Consider the following 14,636-nt stretch of genomic DNA (forward strand, 5'->3'; position numbering starts at 1 on the left):
TTGGGAAGAGTGTGTTCGGATGGCGATACATCGCAGAAAATTGCGGCAACGGAAGCGTAGAAAACTGCAAATAAAAGCGGCAACTGCGAATATTTTTCTCAAGTCGCCGCTCCAGCCGTGAATCCGGCTGAAACCGGTATCAGGCCATGGCGCGACGGCGCAGCCGCTCGCTGACGATGATGATGAAACCTGCCCCGAGGATCATGACCGCGCCGACGACAACATTGTGCGCGGGAATGTCGGCCCAGATCAGATATCCAAGGACGAAGGCCCAGACAAGCGAGGTATATTCGAAGGGCGCCAGCACCGAGACCGGCGCCTGACGCATGCCTTCGAAGAGGGCGAACTGGGCGCAACCGGCCACCACGCCGGTGCCGATCAACAGGGCGAGTTGCGACAGTGTCGGGGTCTGCCAGGTGTAGATGACGGCGATGCTCGTCATGATGAGGAAGAAGACGTTGGAAACCGCAAGCTGGACGATCGTCTTCTCATGCAGCGAGGTCTTGCGCAGCAGCACCATTGCGCATGCCCAGAGCACGGCTGCCTGCAGTGCCAGATAGACCGACCACGAAATCGTCAGCCCGACCGGGTTGCAGGCTATGAGCACGCCGATAAAGCCGATGCCGACGGCGAGCCAGCGTGCAGGCGTCACCTCTTCCCTGAGAATGAGCCAGGCAAGCACCGTGCCGACGACCGGTGCGGCATAGTAGAGGGTCGTGACCTCCGCGAGCTGCAGGTGGCTTGCGGCGGTATAGTATGAAAGCCACGCACAGAGCAGAAGGATGCTCCGGGCGATCATCGGCTTGATGATCGGCGAGGTGAGGGCCTGATGCACGAGCCTGGCGCGACCATAGGCGAGACAGCCGAGAAGAATGGTGAGACTGCGGAAGAACAGGATCTGCCAGACGGGAATGCTCGCCGTCAGAACCTTGACGATGGCGTCATGGAAGGTGAACGCCATATAGGCTGTTGTCGTGAGCAGAATGCCCAGGCTGACGGAGTTTTTCACGGGGACGTACCAGAGGCAGGATGTGCCGGCAGGAATCGGAACGGCCGATCGATAGTGCCGCCCCCGGGGACGGTCAATATGCGATATTTCGCCCTTTGCGCGGGGCATTGTTTCAGACCGTCAGAAAACGTGTAGCCGTGCATGTTGCATGCACGTTTGTCATTGTTTATGCATGGTTTCAGATCCAGAAAGATTGATCCGGTATAAACATGCAAGATTTCCTGTTGCGAGAACGCCAGGCTGTTATTTCCGAGAGGCTCAAGACGCGTGGCCGCGTACTGGCTGCGGAGCTTGCTCTCGAATTCGGCGTCTCGGAGGATACGGTGCGGCGCGACCTGCGCGAGATGGCGGCGGCAGGGCTCTGCGAGCGGGTTTATGGTGGCGCGTTGCCGGCTTCGCCGGCGCGCGGAAGCCTGAGCCAGCGCATGAGCTTTGCCGCCGAGCGGAAACAGGCGCTGGCGCGCGCCGCGGCACGGGAAATTGCAGCCGGCAGCACGGTCTTTTTCGATGCGGGCAGTACCAATCTGGCGATCGCCCAGGCGCTTTCGGCCGATCTTCCGTTGACGGCTGCCACGAATGCACCGGCAATCGCCGCCGTCCTGATTGAGAAACCCGATGTCAACGTGATCCTGATCGGCGGTCTGGTCGATCGCCAGACCGGCGGTTCGCTCGGCGCCAAGGCGCTGCGCGACATGGAGCAGCTGTCGCCCGATCTCTGCATTCTCGGTGCCTGCGGCGTCGATATAGAGGCGGGGTTGACGACCTTCGGCTTCGAGGACGCCGAGTTCAAGCGGTTCGCCACATCGCGGAGCAAGCGGGTCATGGTTGCGGCCACGTCGGAGAAATTCGGCACGGCGGCGCCGCACAGCGTTTTGCCGGTCGCGCATTGCGAATGTCTTGTGGTGGAACATGACGCGGATGCCGTCATGCTTGAGGAATACCGCGCGCGGGGGTGCCGGACGATCATTGCGGAGAAGACGGTCTGAGGCCGTTCCGCCTGTTGTTGGGATCGGGCGGTCAGCCGGATCAAGAGGAAAGACAAGGAAATGGATAATCAGGTGCGCACGGTTCCGGGGGCACGGAGCGGCTTCATCACCAGGAGCAGGGCGGCGGTTTCGCTGCTCTTTCTCATGAACGGCTTCGTCGTCGGCTGCTGGGCGCCGAAGATTCCCGATTTTGCCGAGCGACTGGGGCTTACCAAGTTCGAACTCGGGTTGATGATCCTCGTCTTCGGCTTCGGTTCGCTGGTCATGATGCCGATCGCCGGCGCGCAGATCGCAAGGCATGGCTCGCGCGTCGTCGTGCTGGCGCTTGCCGTCTGTGTGCTGCCAATGCTTCTGGCGCTGACGCTGGCGCCAAACGTCATTACCGGCGCAATCTCGCTCTTCCTGTTCGGCGGCTTCATCGGTGCGATGGACGTGGCGATGAACGCCAATGCGGTGGCGGTGGAAAAATCCATGCGCCGTGCCATCATGTCGTCCTGCCATGCCTTCTGGAGCCTTGGCGGATTGATCGGCTCCGGCCTCGGTGGTTTCGTCATCTCCAAGCTCGGAATTCTCGGCCATGCGGAACTGGCGACCGTGCTGGCCGCAATCTTCCTTGCCGTCGCCTGGCCGATGGTTCTCGCCGATCCGCCGCATCCCGAAGACAAGAAGGAAAAGACGCGGCTGCCGATGGTGCCGCTGCCCTGGCTGCTTGGTCTCATGGCGTTGTTCTGCATGGTGCCGGAGGGCGCGGTGCTGGATTGGGGCGCGCTTTATCTGCGGCAGGAAATGGGTGCGTCGGTCGCGCTGTCCGGCCTCGGTTTTGCAGCCTTCTCGGCGACCATGGCGATCATGCGCTTTGCGGGCGATCTGGTCCGCGACCGCCTTGGCGGCGTGAAAACGCTGCGTATCTGCACCCTGTTTGCCATCGTCGGCATGTTGCTCGCCAGCCTCGCACCGAATGCGGAGATTGCCATACTCGGCTTTGCCTTCTGCGGCGTCGGCATTTCCAACATGGTGCCGATTGCCTTTTCGGCCGCAGGCAACATTCCCGGCCTGAAACCCGGCATCGGCATTTCCGTCGTCACGACCATGGGCTATTCCGGCATGCTGGTGGCGCCTTCGGTGATCGGCTTCGTGGCGGAGCATGTCGGCTTTGCTGCCGTCTTTATGGCGCTGCCGGTGCTGCTTCTGGTCGTGCTCGCCTTCTCCAGGCTTGCGCATTATGCGGACGGCGCCTCGGGTGGCGGCCACTGAGCCGCCTCCAAGCAAAAGTGATATGCGGGGCGGTTGACAAGCCCGCGGGCTTGATCCACCTGAAAGGCTCTGTTTTCCGGGTGTAGAGTTCTTCATGTCTGCTTTCGATTTCGATCCGAAACCGCGCCGCGCCTCCGTAGCCGTTGATGTCGGCGGCGTCATTGTCGGTGGCGGGGCGCCGGTCGTGGTGCAATCCATGACGAATACCGATACGGCGGATGTCGATTCCACCGTGGCCCAGGTGGCCGCGCTCCACCGCGCCGGTTCGGAACTGGTGCGTATCACTGTCGATCGCGATGAAAGTGCGGCTGCCGTGCCGAAGATCCGCGAACGCCTGCTGCGCCTTGGCATGGACGTGCCGCTGATCGGCGATTTCCACTATATCGGCCACAAGCTGCTGGCCGACCATCCGGAATGTGCTGAAGCGCTGGCGAAATATCGCATCAATCCCGGCAATGTCGGCTTCAAGGACAAGAAGGACAAGCAGTTTGCCGAAATCATCGAGATGGCGATCCGCTACGACAAGCCGGTGCGCATCGGCGTCAACTGGGGTTCGCTCGATCAGGAACTGCTGACGCAGCTGATGGACAAGAACCAGGCGGAGGGCTCGCCGCTTTCGGCGCGCCAAGTGACGCATGAGGCGATCGTGCAGTCGGCGTTGCTTTCAGCCCAGCTTGCCGAAGAGATCGGTCTGCCGCGCAACCGCATCATCCTGTCGGCCAAGGTCAGCCAGGTGCAGGATCTGATCGCGGTGAATTCCATGCTGGCCGAACGCTCCAACCATGCGCTCCATCTCGGCCTGACCGAAGCCGGCATGGGCACGAAAGGCATCGTCGCCTCTTCGGCTGCCATGGGCTATGTGCTGCAGAACGGCATCGGCGATACGATCCGCATTTCGCTGACGCCGGAACCGAACGGCGACCGCACGCGCGAGGTGCAGGTGGCGCAGGAGTTGTTGCAGGTCATGGGTTTCCGCCAGTTCGTGCCTGTGGTTGCGGCCTGTCCCGGCTGCGGGCGCACGACCTCGACGGTATTCCAGGAACTTGCCCAGAACATTCAGAACGACATCCGCAAGAACATGCCGGTCTGGCGCGAGAAATATCCGGGCGTGGAAGCGCTGAACGTCGCCGTCATGGGCTGCATCGTCAACGGTCCGGGCGAGAGCAAACATGCCGATATCGGCATCTCGCTGCCCGGCACCGGCGAGACGCCGGCCGCTCCGGTCTTCATCGACGGCAAGAAGGCGCTGACGCTGCGCGGGCCGAACATCGCTTCGGATTTCGAAGCGCTTGTCATCGACTATATCGAGAAGCGCTTCGGCAGGAAGACAGCGGCGGAGTAATCACTCCGCCTTCGTGCTTTCTGCCAACGCGCCGGCAAGCAAGGTCCTTGCGGCCCAGCGCAGGGTCTTTTCGGCTTCCTTCGGCTCCAGCTCGCAAATATCGCGCATCACCACGACCGACTCTATGCCCATGACGAGCGAGAGCGCGTTGACGAGGCGCTTGAACTCCTTTGGCGGTATTTCGCCTTCCAAAGGCGCCATCGCCTGTTTCAGCCAGTCGATGCGGCGGCCGCCACGACGAACCTGGCTGTCGCCGACCGCCGAGCTGCCGAGCAGCGCGCGGAAGACGCTCTCATTGCCGAGCACCATCTGAAAGACGTCCGCAACCAGCCTGTCCAGCCGGTCCGCGACGGTTGCCGCGCCGGCATTGTCAGGCGCGGGCGCAACCTTGATCACATCGGCCACGCCATCCAGTACCGCTTCGCGGATGATCTCGTCCGGTGTCGAGAAGTAGCGATAGGCGGTTGCCCTGGAGATCCCGGCCAAGTCGGCCACCTCGGCGACCGAGGGATGCCCCCCTTTTTCAATGATCTTTCGCGCCGCCCGCAACAGTTCCGTGCGGGTACGGCGCTTCTGGTTCACGCGCTCGAACTTTTTCTCTTGACTGTCCATTTTTGCCTCGTTATGAGATTTTAGTCTCATTAAGAGTTGAGTGTATCACAAACTATCTGGAGCACAAGGCAAATGAATTCCACACCTTCCTTCAAGACGGGCGCAGCGGCACCGATGACCGTCCACTTCCTCGGCAACATCCTCACCTTCCGCGCCCGCTATGCGGATACGCAAGGCAGCTTTACCGTGATCGAAGTCTATACCGCGCCGAATGCCGGCCCGCCGCCGCATACGCAGACCGATCAGGAAGCCTTTCTGGTTCTCGAAGGTCGCTACGAGATCATCGTCGGCGACGAGACGAAGCATTGCGGCCCGGGCGATTTCGTTCATGTCTCGCCGGGCGTCATGCACAGTTTCCGCAATATCGACAACAAGCCGTCGCGCATGCTGCTGATCAATTTCCCCGGCGACCTGCACGAGGAATTCTTCGTGGCCGTCGGCGATCCGCTCGCGCCGGGAACGACGACCTTCCCGCCGATGGGTGTTCCCGATGTCGGCAAGATCGTCGAGACGGCCGCCAGGTTCGGCATCGACATTCCGCTTCCGCCCATGGGCTGAGCATCATCGAAGGGGAGCGATCATGACACCCGATTTCATCAACCGGCTGCTGGCATCTGCCATCACCAGGCTTTTCGCCCGCATTCTCCTGACCCTGATGTTCTGGTCGAGCGGGCTTGCCAAGCTTTTCGACTTCAACACGGCACTTGCCGAGATGGAGCGCTACGGGCTTTCGCCGGCAGCGCCGGTCGCGCTTGCCGTCATCTTCGTGCAGCTCGTCGGATCGGCGCTGGTCATATCAGGGCGCTACGTCTGGCTCGGGGCCGGCGCCCTCGGCGTCTTCACCGTGCTGACCATTCCGATCGCTAACGCCTTCTGGGGCATGAGCGGCGAGGCGGCGTTTCTCGAGATGATATTTGCGGTCGAGCATCTGAGCGTGATCGGCGGCCTCGTGGTCGTGGCGATCCTGATGCGGCAGTCCTCACCCGCGAAAGAAACGGGGCATTTCGCACGCGCCTGACAGGCAATGGGTGGGGCAGGGAGAGGGCGTCGCGCAAGCGGCGCCTCTTCTGTTGCGTCAGCTTTTTCGTTCGGCGATGAAACGGGCCGTGGCAACCAGCGCCGCGGCATGTTCGCCATAGGGGGAAAGCAAAGTTTCCGCATCCTCGACATGCCGGCGCAACTGTTTTTCAGCCCATTCCATCCCGTGCAGCGCCACCAGTGTTCCCTTGCCGCGGGCAGCGTCCTTGCCGGTTGCCTTGCCCATCGTCTTGATGTCCGAGGTCAGGTCGAGGATATCGTCGGCAAGCTGGAAGGCGAGGCCGATCTTCTCGCCGAAACGGCGCAGGCGCTGCCGGTCGTCTGCGGAAGCGCCGGCGACGATGGCGCCGGCCTCGCAGGCAAAGCGGATCAGCGCCCCCGTCTTCATGGCCTGCAGGCGGATGATGCCGGCCTCGTCGGGCGCCTGTTTTTCCGCCGCGAGATCGAGCGCCTGGCCGCCGGCCATGCCGCCGAGGCCGGCAGCACGGGCGAGCGCCAGCACGAGTTCCGTCTTGGCCCGGTCCGGCAGGTCCGTTTCGGGCGCGGCAATGACATCGAAAGCGTAGGTCAGGAGGCTGTCGCCGGCGAGGATCGCGGTCGCCTCGTCGAACTGGATATGCACGGTCGGCTTGCCGCGCCGCAGATCGTCATCGTCCATCGCCGGAAGGTCGTCGTGAACGAGCGAATAACAATGAATGCATTCGAGGGCCGCTCCGACACGCAAGGCCGCCTGCCTGTTGCCGCCGAGAAGGGCCGCACTTTCCACGACAAGGAAGGGTCGCAGGCGCTTGCCGCCGTTGAGCACGGCATAATGCATGGCGCCGCGCAGGAGATCCGGACGGGCGATCTCGTCGGACAGGACCGCCGCAGACAGCAACTGGTCAAGCAGCGCCTCGACCTCGGCAGCGCCGCTTTTCAACCGTGTCTCGAATGTTTCCCTTTTGGCGTCCATGCGCGCTCTTTGGCACGACGGAACGGCTGCTGGCAACGGAATTGTCGATCACCGCGCCAAGATTTCAGCTGTGCTCTGGCAATGCGGGTTTTCAGGCGGTATGACAACGGCGAGGGCGAAAACGGACTGGGACATTGGATATAGCGCCGGAGACAGAGGAGAGCGCCGAGGCGCCGGTTCGCCGGCGCTGGTTTGGAGACCGCCAGGTGCTGAAGCGCATCGTTCTTGCCGTGCTGGCCGTGCTGCTTTTGCCTTACGTCCTGATCTTCCTCTATCTTCTGCCCTTCATCCATCCGGTTTCGACGCTGATGTTGCGGGATCTCGTGCTCCTGCGCGGTTATGACCGGCAGTGGGTGTCGATCGACGATGTCGCGCCTGTTCTCGTCCAATCAGTGATGATGTCGGAGGACGGCCAATATTGTTTCCACGGCGGCGTCGACTGGGGCGAGATGCGCATGCTGGTCGAAGATACGCTGCAGGGCCAGGAAACGCGTGGCGGCAGCACGATCCCCATGCAGACGGCGAAGAACCTCTTCCTTTGGAACAGCCGCTCCTTCATCCGCAAGGGGTTGGAACTGCCGCTCGCGGTTGCCTCCGATTTCGTCTGGTCGAAGCGGCGGCTGATGGAGATCTACCTCAATATCGCCGAGTGGGGTCCCGGCATTTACGGCATCGAGGCCGCGGCGCAGTATCACTTCAAGGTGCCGGCCGCCAAGCTCACCCGCCGGCAGGCATCGCTTCTGGCGGTTTCCCTGCCGAATCCCATCGACCGCAATGCCGGGAAACCCGGGCGGGGTCTGCGGCGGCTGGCGGGCGTGATCGAGCGACGGGCTCAAGGTTCGGGCGATTACATCAAATGCATCTATGATTGATATCAGAACTTGTCGTTGGAAGCGGCAAGCGTCATCTGACATTCTTGGTCCTGCCATAAGGGCGAAAGCAGCACCAACGGAAGCCCTGAGTCGCCCATGACGTCAACGATACTTTCCCCTGAACTTCTTCAATATTCCAGGACCCATAATCCCCATCCGCCGGCGCATCTGGGCACGCGCTACCGCAAGGTCGGCGGCTTCCTGCCGGAGCAGGGCAACACGATCGTCTGCCACCCGGTAAAGGGCTCGCAGACACAACGGACGCTGATCGCGGCGCGCGAAAAGTATCTGGCGATGCCAGAAGCGCCGCAGTTTCTCTTCACGCCGATCACAAGCCTCCACATGACGCTTTTCGAGGGCGTTATCGAGGGCCGCCGTGCGGAGAATTTCTGGCCCGGCGACATTCCGCTGGAAACGCCGATCGACGACATGACCGAGCTTATGGCGGCGCGGCTCGAAGGGTTCTCGGTGTTCGAGCCTTTCAAGGTCGCCGTCGTCAATGGACGGCCGACCGGCCTGCTCGTCGAAGGGGCAACGGCGGCAGACCGCAAGGTGATGCGCGCCTGGCGGGATGCGTTTGCCGATCTTCTGGGTTATCGTCAGCCCAACCACGACGACCACAAGTTCCACATGACCTTCGCCTACGCGATCGAGCGACTGGAAGACGAGGCGCTGCCGCGCTGGCAGGCCATGCTCGACGAGGTGACGGAGGATATCCGCCGGGAGGCTCCGGTATTCGAGCTGATGCCCCCGGCCTTCTGCGTGTTCGAGGACATGAACCATTTCCACGAACTGCTGATTTTCGATTTCGAACCCTGACAGGAAATCACATGGACAAGCTGACGCTTTATATCGCCAACAAGAACTATTCTTCCTGGTCCTTCCGGCCATGGATGGCGCTGACCGGCGTCGGCATCGATTTCGAAGAGGTGCTGATCCCCTTCGATTATCCAAACGGCAATCCCAACATCAAGGCCGTATCGCCGAGCGGCCATGTGCCCTTGCTGCAGCATGGCGGACTGAAGATCTGGGAATCCTTCGCCATCATCGAATACGCGGCGGAGCTTTTTCCTGAAGCCGGATTGCTGCCGGAGGACCGTGCCGGTCGGGCGCTTGCGCGGTCGGTTTGCATGGAGATGATGTCGAGCTTCCGGGCGCTGCGCAGCGCCTGCCCGATGAATATCCGCCGGCCGAAGGGCAGGATTGCGCTGCCGGACGGCGTTTCGGCCGATGTCATCAGGATCGAAACGATCTGGCGCGACCTGCTGCAGGCATCCGGCGGGCCATTCCTGTTCGGTGCCTTCAGCGGCGTGGATGCGATGTTTGCCCCCGTCGTCAACCGCTTCGATGTCTACGATCTCGTCGGCAGCGCCGATATCCTGGCCTATATGGATACGATGAAGGCGCACCCGGCCTGGCGGAAATGGGAAGAGGCCGCGCATGCCGAGCCGTGGATTGTGCCGGAAGACGAGGTCTGAACGGGGAATCAGCGGCATCGCAAAAAATACATCTGGGGACTGGTCAAGACCGCGCCTTGCATGTATAAGCGCGCAAAATTTCCGAAATCGCGACATGTCCGTTTCGGCCGCCAGTCTGGCCGTGGAGATGTTTTGCCCGCAAGTGGAGTAAGAGAAATGGCTGTACCGAAGAGAAAAACAAGCCCGTCCAAGCGCGGTATGCGCCGTTCGGCTGATGCACTGAAGGCTCCGACCTATGTCGAAGACAAGAACTCCGGCGAACTGCGTCGCCCGCATCATATCGATCTGAAGACCGGTATGTACCGTGGCCGTCAGGTTCTGACGCCGAAGGAAAACGCATAATTCCTTATGCGGCTTGTCCGATGAAGTTTTAAAGGCCGGCTCGACGCCGGCCTTTTCTTTTCAGGATATTATAACCTTCGGTGTCTTGAAGTGCGGCGGTGATGTCGGGCAGTATTCCCGACAGTTCAGGGAGATCAGGCCGCATGATGACCGTAATACCGCTGATGGTTATACCTTTTATTCTTTACAATCTGGCGATGTTGGGCCTGTTGGGCGGCGGCGGTATTCCCGCGCTCCAGCACGACGTTATCGTGCTGTCGATGCTCTCGGGTGCGATCTGGAGCATGGCGCTCGGCGACCTCTTCATCGTCGTGGCGCTCGTCGTGCTCTTCTTCGAAATATTGAAGGCAACCCGGAACGGTTCCGGCAACCTCGTCAATCACATGCTGTCGATGCTGGTCTTCATCGCCTTCCTGGTCGAGTTTCTGCTCGTCCAGGATGCGGCGACCCAGGTCTTCTTCATTCTGATGACCATTGCGCTGATCGACGTGATCGGCGGCTTTGCGGTGTCGATCCGCAGCGCCGGCCGCGACGTCTCGATCGGCCTATAGGCTGTCGAGCTTGTTCTGCAGCGCGCGAAGCTGTTCCTTCAGCTCGTCGATATCCTTGGCCTCCGCCTTGCGCGTTTCCTTGGGCGGCGGCGTCATGAAGGGCGAGAACATCTGCATGGCCTGCTGGAACATTTCGGTGTTGCGGCGGACCTGATCCTCGACCATCTGCATGGGAAGCTGCAGGTTCTTGCCGAGCGGCGTTTCGCCGAAGGCGCGGTTCACCTGCTCGCGGATCTGTGCCTGCTGTTCGGTGAAGGCGCGCATGGAATGTTCGAGAAAGCTCGGAACGACCATCTGCATCTGGTCGCCGTAATAGGTGATGAGCTGGCGGAGAAAGGAGATCGGAAGCAAGGTGTTGCCGGTCTTCGATTCCTGCTCGAAAATAATCTGGGTCAATACCGAATGCGTGATGTCGTCGCCGCTCTTTGCGTCCTGGACGACAAAGTCCTCCCCCTTCTTCACCATCTCCGCCAGGTCTTCCAGCGTCACGTAGGTGCTGGTGCCTGTATTATAGAGGCGGCGATTGGCATATTTTTTGATGACGATTTGACCTTCGGTCTTTGCCATTATCAGTCTCCCGAACCCCGTCTGATTGTATGGATACTCCTCCGGTTGCGACTGTAGACGCAAAAGAAGGGTGGTGACAATCTCTTTGTGCGATGCGGCAAGCCCTTTCCTTTACGAGCAAATTCATTCTGGCGCGCTGCAACAATGTGCCCCCGCCGTCTTGGCATTTGACTTGGGCCTGCAGCTTTGTCAGTTTCGACTTATATGTGTGATGAGAAACGAGGAAACCACCCATGAGCAGTTCATCCGTCGTCATCGCCAGCGCAGCGCGTACCGCTGTCGGTTCCTTCAACGGTGCTTTCGGTGCCGTTCCCGCTCACGAGCTTGGTGCCGCCGCCGTCAAGGGCGCGCTGGAGCGAGCTGGTGTTTCCCCTGAAGAGGTCGATGAGGTCATTCTCGGCCAGGTTCTGCAGGCTGGCGAAGGCCAGAACCCGGCCCGCCAGGCGGCGATGAAGGCCGGAATTCCCAAGGAGGCGACTGCCTGGGGCGTCAATCAGCTGTGCGGCTCGGGCCTGCGCGCCGTTGCGCTTGGCATGCAGCAGATCGCGCTTGGCGATGCGAAGATCATCGTCGCCGGCGGCCAGGAATCCATGTCGATGGCGCCGCATGCAGCGCATTTGCGCGGCGGCGTGAAGATGGGCGACATGAAAATGATCGACACCATGATCAAGGACGGCCTGACCGACGCCTTCTACGGCTACCACATGGGCATCACCGCGGAAAATATCGCGCGGCAATGGCAGCTTTCCCGTGACGACCAGGACCAGTTCGCCGTCGGCTCGCAGAACAAGGCCGAAGCCGCGCAGAAAGCCGGCCGCTTCAAGGATGAAATCGTTCCCTTCGTCATTCAGACTCGCAAGGGTGACGTGACCGTCGATGCCGACGAGTATATTCGCCACGGCGCGACGCTGGAGGCCATGGCCAAGCTGCGGCCCGCTTTCGACAAGGATGGCACGGTGACCGCCGCGAATGCCTCCGGTCTCAACGACGGCGCCGCCGCCGCCGTGCTGATGAGCGAGGCGGAAGCTTCGCGCCGCGGTATCCAGCCGCTTGCCCGCATCGTTTCCTGGGCAACGGCCGGCGTCGACCCGCAGGTCATGGGCACAGGCCCGATCCCGGCTTCCCGCAAGGCGCTGGAAAAGGCGGGCTGGTCTGTCGGCGATCTCGACCTTGTCGAAGCCAACGAGGCCTTTGCGGCCCAGTCCTGCGCCGTCAACAGGGATCTCGGCTGGAATCCCGATATCGTCAACGTCAACGGCGGTGCGATTGCGATCGGTCATCCGATCGGCGCTTCGGGAGCACGTATTCTCAACACCCTGCTCTTCGAGATGAAGCGCCGGGGCGCCAGGAAGGGGTTGGCTACTCTGTGCATCGGCGGCGGCATGGGCGTCGCGATGTGCTTCGAAGCAATGTAAATAGCGTACGATGCATGTTTCTTGAGGCCCGCCCGAGAGCGGGCTGACAACAAAAGGGGAGCGGAACATGAGCAGAGTGGCTCTGGTCACTGGGGGTACGCGCGGCATTGGCGCGGCAATTTCGATGGCGCTCAAGAATGCCGGCTATCGAGTGGCCGCCAACTATGCCGGCAATGAGGAAAAGGCGAGAGCATTTCACGATGCCACCGGTGTTCCGGCCTTCAGGTGGGACGTCTCCGACTACGACGCCTGCGGCGAGGGCATAGCGAAAGTCCAGGCCGAACTCGGGCCGGTCGAGATCCTCGTCAACAATGCCGGCATCACGCGCGACGCGATGTTCCACAAGATGACGCCGCAGCAATGGCACGAGGTCATCAACACCAATCTCACCGGCCTGTTCAACATGACGCACCATGTCTGGAACGGCATGCGTGACCGCAGCTTCGGCCGTATCGTCAACATATCTTCCATCAACGGCCAGAAGGGTCAGATGGGGCAGGTGAACTATTCGGCCGCAAAAGCCGGCGACCTTGGATTTACCAAGGCGCTTGCCCAGGAAGGCGCCGTCAAGAACATCACCGTCAATGCCATCTGCCCCGGTTATATCGGGACGGAGATGGTGCGTGCGGTGCCGGAAAAGGTGCTCAACGAGAAGATCATTCCGCAAATCCCGGTCGGGCGCCTGGGCGAACCCGAGGAGATCGCGCGCTGCGTAACCTTCCTCGTTTCCGATGATGCCGGTTTCATTACCGGTTCGACGCTGACGGCCAATGGCGGCCAGTTCTTCGTCTGAGCCTATTTCTTCTGGCTGTGGGCATAGCTGTTCGGGAAGCTGCCGGTACCGTCATAGGGGCCGGCAGACGCACCATAGGCCGCAAGGGCGATGGTGATGAGGGCAGCGATTGCGATGATCCTGTTCATATTCGCTTCTCCCCGGGGACGGCTGCTCGGATAGCAGCTGCCACGCTGCTCCGGTTTCGTCGATAGGTCAGGCGTTTGGATGATGGCGCCTGCCGGCTCTGACGGGCACTTTCTGGATAGCGCGGTCCCGGCTGCGGAAGGCAGCGACTGCCGTCGTCAGAAAAGCCGAGGCGATCAGGACCGCGACGGCGGAATTGAGGAAAATCTGGGCCATGGTAGCGTTCCTTTGCGCTCGCGGGCGGCATGTGCTCGGTCCCTGCGATGTCGGAAGGAATATGGGCCCGGCCCTGGCGACGCGCTAGATTTGACTTCGGCGACCCATCGTCAACGCAGCGTTGACGACGAAAAGGCGGAAGAAAAACGGGCGCCGAAGCGCCCGTTGAAAATTTCTGATGGGCCGATGCCGATTAGCGGCAACGCGCTTCGTAGCGGCGGCCGTAGCGGTCGCGATAGATGCAGTAGCCGCGGCGTTCGACCGACTGGCCGATCAGGGCGCCTGTCAGGCCGCCAGCGACTGCGCCGACTGCCGCGCCGCCCCAGCTGTTGGTGACAGCGCCGCCGATGATGGCGCCCGTGCCGGCGCCGATCGCCGTGCCCTGCTCCGTCGGTGTGCAGGACGCGAGAGCGCCGATGAGAGCGCAGCTAAGAACAATCTTCTTCATGTCTAAACTCCCCAGGTTCTGGCCTTTAAATTCGGCCCATCAGGACAAGAATGATAATGATGACGAGAACTAACCCCAAACCTCCGGAAGGTCCATAGCCCCATCCGCGGCTATAACCCCAATTCGGCAAGGCGCCGATCAATAATAGAATAAGGATAATAAGAAGTATCGTGCCAAGCATGGTGTTTGTCCTGCCTCATCCTCATTTCGACTGGACTAGTAACACGCATCCGCGATTTTTGTTCCCGGCTAAGCTCTCGGAATATCACGCCGGCGTTATCGGCCACCATGACAGAACCGGATTTCGCCGGTTTCGAGGAAAGCAGGTCGGCAAACCGATGTCGACCATTTCCTGTTATGGTTAAAATTCCATTTAAATACAATATGTTGTAGCGAACAAAGCCGGAAAATGAAGATGTCTCTGATTCGTCGGCGATTCGTTCCGGCTTTGATCGGCGGTGACTCCTAAGCCAATTGCCGGCAGCGGCCGGCTTAAAGCATCGTGAATTCGACATGTAAAAGATTAATGCGGTCATACGGCTTTGAACGGCGGCAGCAAAATCGGAATCCGTATCTTGGGATCAGAGACCACAGCGCTCACAAGATCTCGCCGTGAACGAAAAGGGAAAACCTCG

Annotated in this window: 20 protein-coding genes; 12 read left to right on the forward strand and 8 right to left on the reverse strand. The window is 60.9% G+C overall.

Annotated elements, in window-relative coordinates:
- Positions 1–139: 139 nt before the first annotated feature.
- The gene (locus tag ACU8HS_RS09790) at positions 140–1,009 is read right to left on the reverse strand and encodes a DMT family transporter (protein WP_113413216.1); all 870 of its coding nucleotides are present in this window, start codon (positions 1,007–1,009) and stop codon (positions 140–142) included.
- A gap of 209 nt (positions 1,010–1,218) precedes the next feature.
- On the opposite strand from ACU8HS_RS09790, the gene ACU8HS_RS09795 reads away from it, so the two are divergent.
- From ACU8HS_RS09795 to ispG, 3 genes are all read left to right on the forward strand, one after another.
- A complete protein-coding gene (locus tag ACU8HS_RS09795; RefSeq protein ID WP_113413217.1) occupies positions 1,219–1,995 on the forward strand; it encodes a DeoR/GlpR family DNA-binding transcription regulator in 777 nt (258 codons plus the stop codon).
- A gap of 60 nt (positions 1,996–2,055) precedes the next feature.
- A complete protein-coding gene (locus ACU8HS_RS09800; protein ID WP_113413218.1) occupies positions 2,056–3,249 on the forward strand; it encodes an MFS transporter in 1,194 nt (397 codons plus the stop codon).
- 94 nt (positions 3,250–3,343) lie between these two features.
- Positions 3,344–4,591, forward strand: coding sequence for a flavodoxin-dependent (E)-4-hydroxy-3-methylbut-2-enyl-diphosphate synthase (gene ispG / locus ACU8HS_RS09805; protein ID WP_113413219.1), 1,248 nt, complete (start codon positions 3,344–3,346; stop codon positions 4,589–4,591).
- Here the strand turns inward: ispG and ACU8HS_RS09810 are convergent, their stop codons facing one another.
- The gene (locus ACU8HS_RS09810) at positions 4,592–5,203 is read right to left on the reverse strand and encodes a TetR/AcrR family transcriptional regulator (RefSeq protein ID WP_377314667.1); all 612 of its coding nucleotides are present in this window, start codon (positions 5,201–5,203) and stop codon (positions 4,592–4,594) included.
- Positions 5,204–5,275: 72 nt separating this feature from the next.
- Here ACU8HS_RS09810 and ACU8HS_RS09815 point away from each other — a divergent pair, with 72 nt between their 5' ends.
- Both ACU8HS_RS09815 and ACU8HS_RS09820 read left to right on the forward strand, forming a co-directional pair.
- Positions 5,276–5,761, forward strand: coding sequence for a cupin domain-containing protein (locus ACU8HS_RS09815; protein ID WP_447015816.1), 486 nt, complete (start codon positions 5,276–5,278; stop codon positions 5,759–5,761).
- Positions 5,762–5,783: 22 nt separating this feature from the next.
- Positions 5,784–6,221 carry a DoxX family protein gene (locus ACU8HS_RS09820; RefSeq protein WP_447015817.1) on the forward strand — a complete coding sequence of 146 codons (438 nt, stop codon included), beginning with the start codon at positions 5,784–5,786 and terminating at the stop codon, positions 6,219–6,221.
- Between the two features lie 57 nt (positions 6,222–6,278).
- Here the strand turns inward: ACU8HS_RS09820 and ACU8HS_RS09825 are convergent, their stop codons facing one another.
- Positions 6,279–7,193: a polyprenyl synthetase family protein gene (locus ACU8HS_RS09825; RefSeq protein WP_112564342.1), complete on the reverse strand. Its 915-nt coding sequence runs from the start codon at positions 7,191–7,193 to the stop codon at positions 6,279–6,281.
- A gap of 134 nt (positions 7,194–7,327) precedes the next feature.
- Here ACU8HS_RS09825 and mtgA point away from each other — a divergent pair, with 134 nt between their 5' ends.
- The 5 genes from mtgA to ACU8HS_RS09850 all read left to right on the forward strand — a co-directional run bounded on the left by mtgA (position 7,328) and on the right by ACU8HS_RS09850 (position 10,436).
- Positions 7,328–8,065, forward strand: coding sequence for a monofunctional biosynthetic peptidoglycan transglycosylase (gene mtgA / locus ACU8HS_RS09830; protein ID WP_112564344.1), 738 nt, complete (start codon positions 7,328–7,330; stop codon positions 8,063–8,065).
- Between the two features lie 96 nt (positions 8,066–8,161).
- Positions 8,162–8,884, forward strand: a complete 723-nt coding sequence (locus ACU8HS_RS09835) for a DUF1868 domain-containing protein (protein WP_447015818.1) — start codon at positions 8,162–8,164, stop codon at positions 8,882–8,884.
- A gap of 11 nt (positions 8,885–8,895) precedes the next feature.
- On the forward strand, positions 8,896–9,543 hold the full coding sequence (locus ACU8HS_RS09840; RefSeq protein WP_447015819.1) for a glutathione S-transferase family protein: 648 nt from the start codon (positions 8,896–8,898) through the stop codon (positions 9,541–9,543).
- Between the two features lie 156 nt (positions 9,544–9,699).
- Positions 9,700–9,885 carry a 50S ribosomal protein L32 gene (gene rpmF, locus ACU8HS_RS09845; protein WP_026186748.1) on the forward strand — a complete coding sequence of 62 codons (186 nt, stop codon included), beginning with the start codon at positions 9,700–9,702 and terminating at the stop codon, positions 9,883–9,885.
- Between the two features lie 143 nt (positions 9,886–10,028).
- Entirely contained in the window at positions 10,029–10,436 is a 408-nt protein-coding gene (locus tag ACU8HS_RS09850; protein WP_112564349.1) for a hypothetical protein, read from the forward strand.
- Here the strand turns inward: ACU8HS_RS09850 and phaR are convergent.
- Positions 10,431–11,003, reverse strand: a complete 573-nt coding sequence (phaR, locus tag ACU8HS_RS09855) for a polyhydroxyalkanoate synthesis repressor PhaR (protein ID WP_112564351.1) — start codon at positions 11,001–11,003, stop codon at positions 10,431–10,433. The genes ACU8HS_RS09850 and phaR overlap by 6 nt on opposite strands.
- Positions 11,004–11,236: 233 nt before the next feature.
- Here phaR and ACU8HS_RS09860 point away from each other — a divergent pair, with 233 nt between their 5' ends.
- Positions 11,237–12,418, forward strand: coding sequence for an acetyl-CoA C-acetyltransferase (locus ACU8HS_RS09860; protein WP_112756078.1), 1,182 nt, complete (start codon positions 11,237–11,239; stop codon positions 12,416–12,418).
- 67 nt (positions 12,419–12,485) lie between these two features.
- Complete coding sequence (gene phbB, locus ACU8HS_RS09865) at positions 12,486–13,211, forward strand: beta-ketoacyl-ACP reductase (protein WP_112564355.1); 726 nt, start codon at positions 12,486–12,488, stop codon at positions 13,209–13,211.
- Positions 13,212–13,213: 2 nt separating this feature from the next.
- On the opposite strand, the gene ACU8HS_RS09870 is transcribed toward phbB, so the two are convergent.
- From ACU8HS_RS09870 to ACU8HS_RS09885, 4 genes are all read right to left on the reverse strand, one after another.
- Positions 13,214–13,339: a hypothetical protein gene (locus ACU8HS_RS09870; RefSeq protein WP_447015820.1), complete on the reverse strand. Its 126-nt coding sequence runs from the start codon at positions 13,337–13,339 to the stop codon at positions 13,214–13,216.
- A 67-nt stretch (positions 13,340–13,406) separates the two neighbouring features.
- The gene (locus ACU8HS_RS09875) at positions 13,407–13,553 is read right to left on the reverse strand and encodes a hypothetical protein (RefSeq protein WP_447015821.1); all 147 of its coding nucleotides are present in this window, start codon (positions 13,551–13,553) and stop codon (positions 13,407–13,409) included.
- Positions 13,554–13,746: 193 nt separating this feature from the next.
- Positions 13,747–14,001, reverse strand: a complete 255-nt coding sequence (locus tag ACU8HS_RS09880; protein WP_112564357.1) for a YMGG-like glycine zipper-containing protein — start codon at positions 13,999–14,001, stop codon at positions 13,747–13,749.
- Between the two features lie 25 nt (positions 14,002–14,026).
- Entirely contained in the window at positions 14,027–14,182 is a 156-nt protein-coding gene (locus tag ACU8HS_RS09885) for a DUF3309 family protein (RefSeq protein WP_017962528.1), read from the reverse strand.
- Between the last annotated feature and the right edge of the window lie 454 nt (positions 14,183–14,636).

It is taken from the genome of Rhizobium sp. KDH_Rht_773_N, from assembly GCF_052946295.1.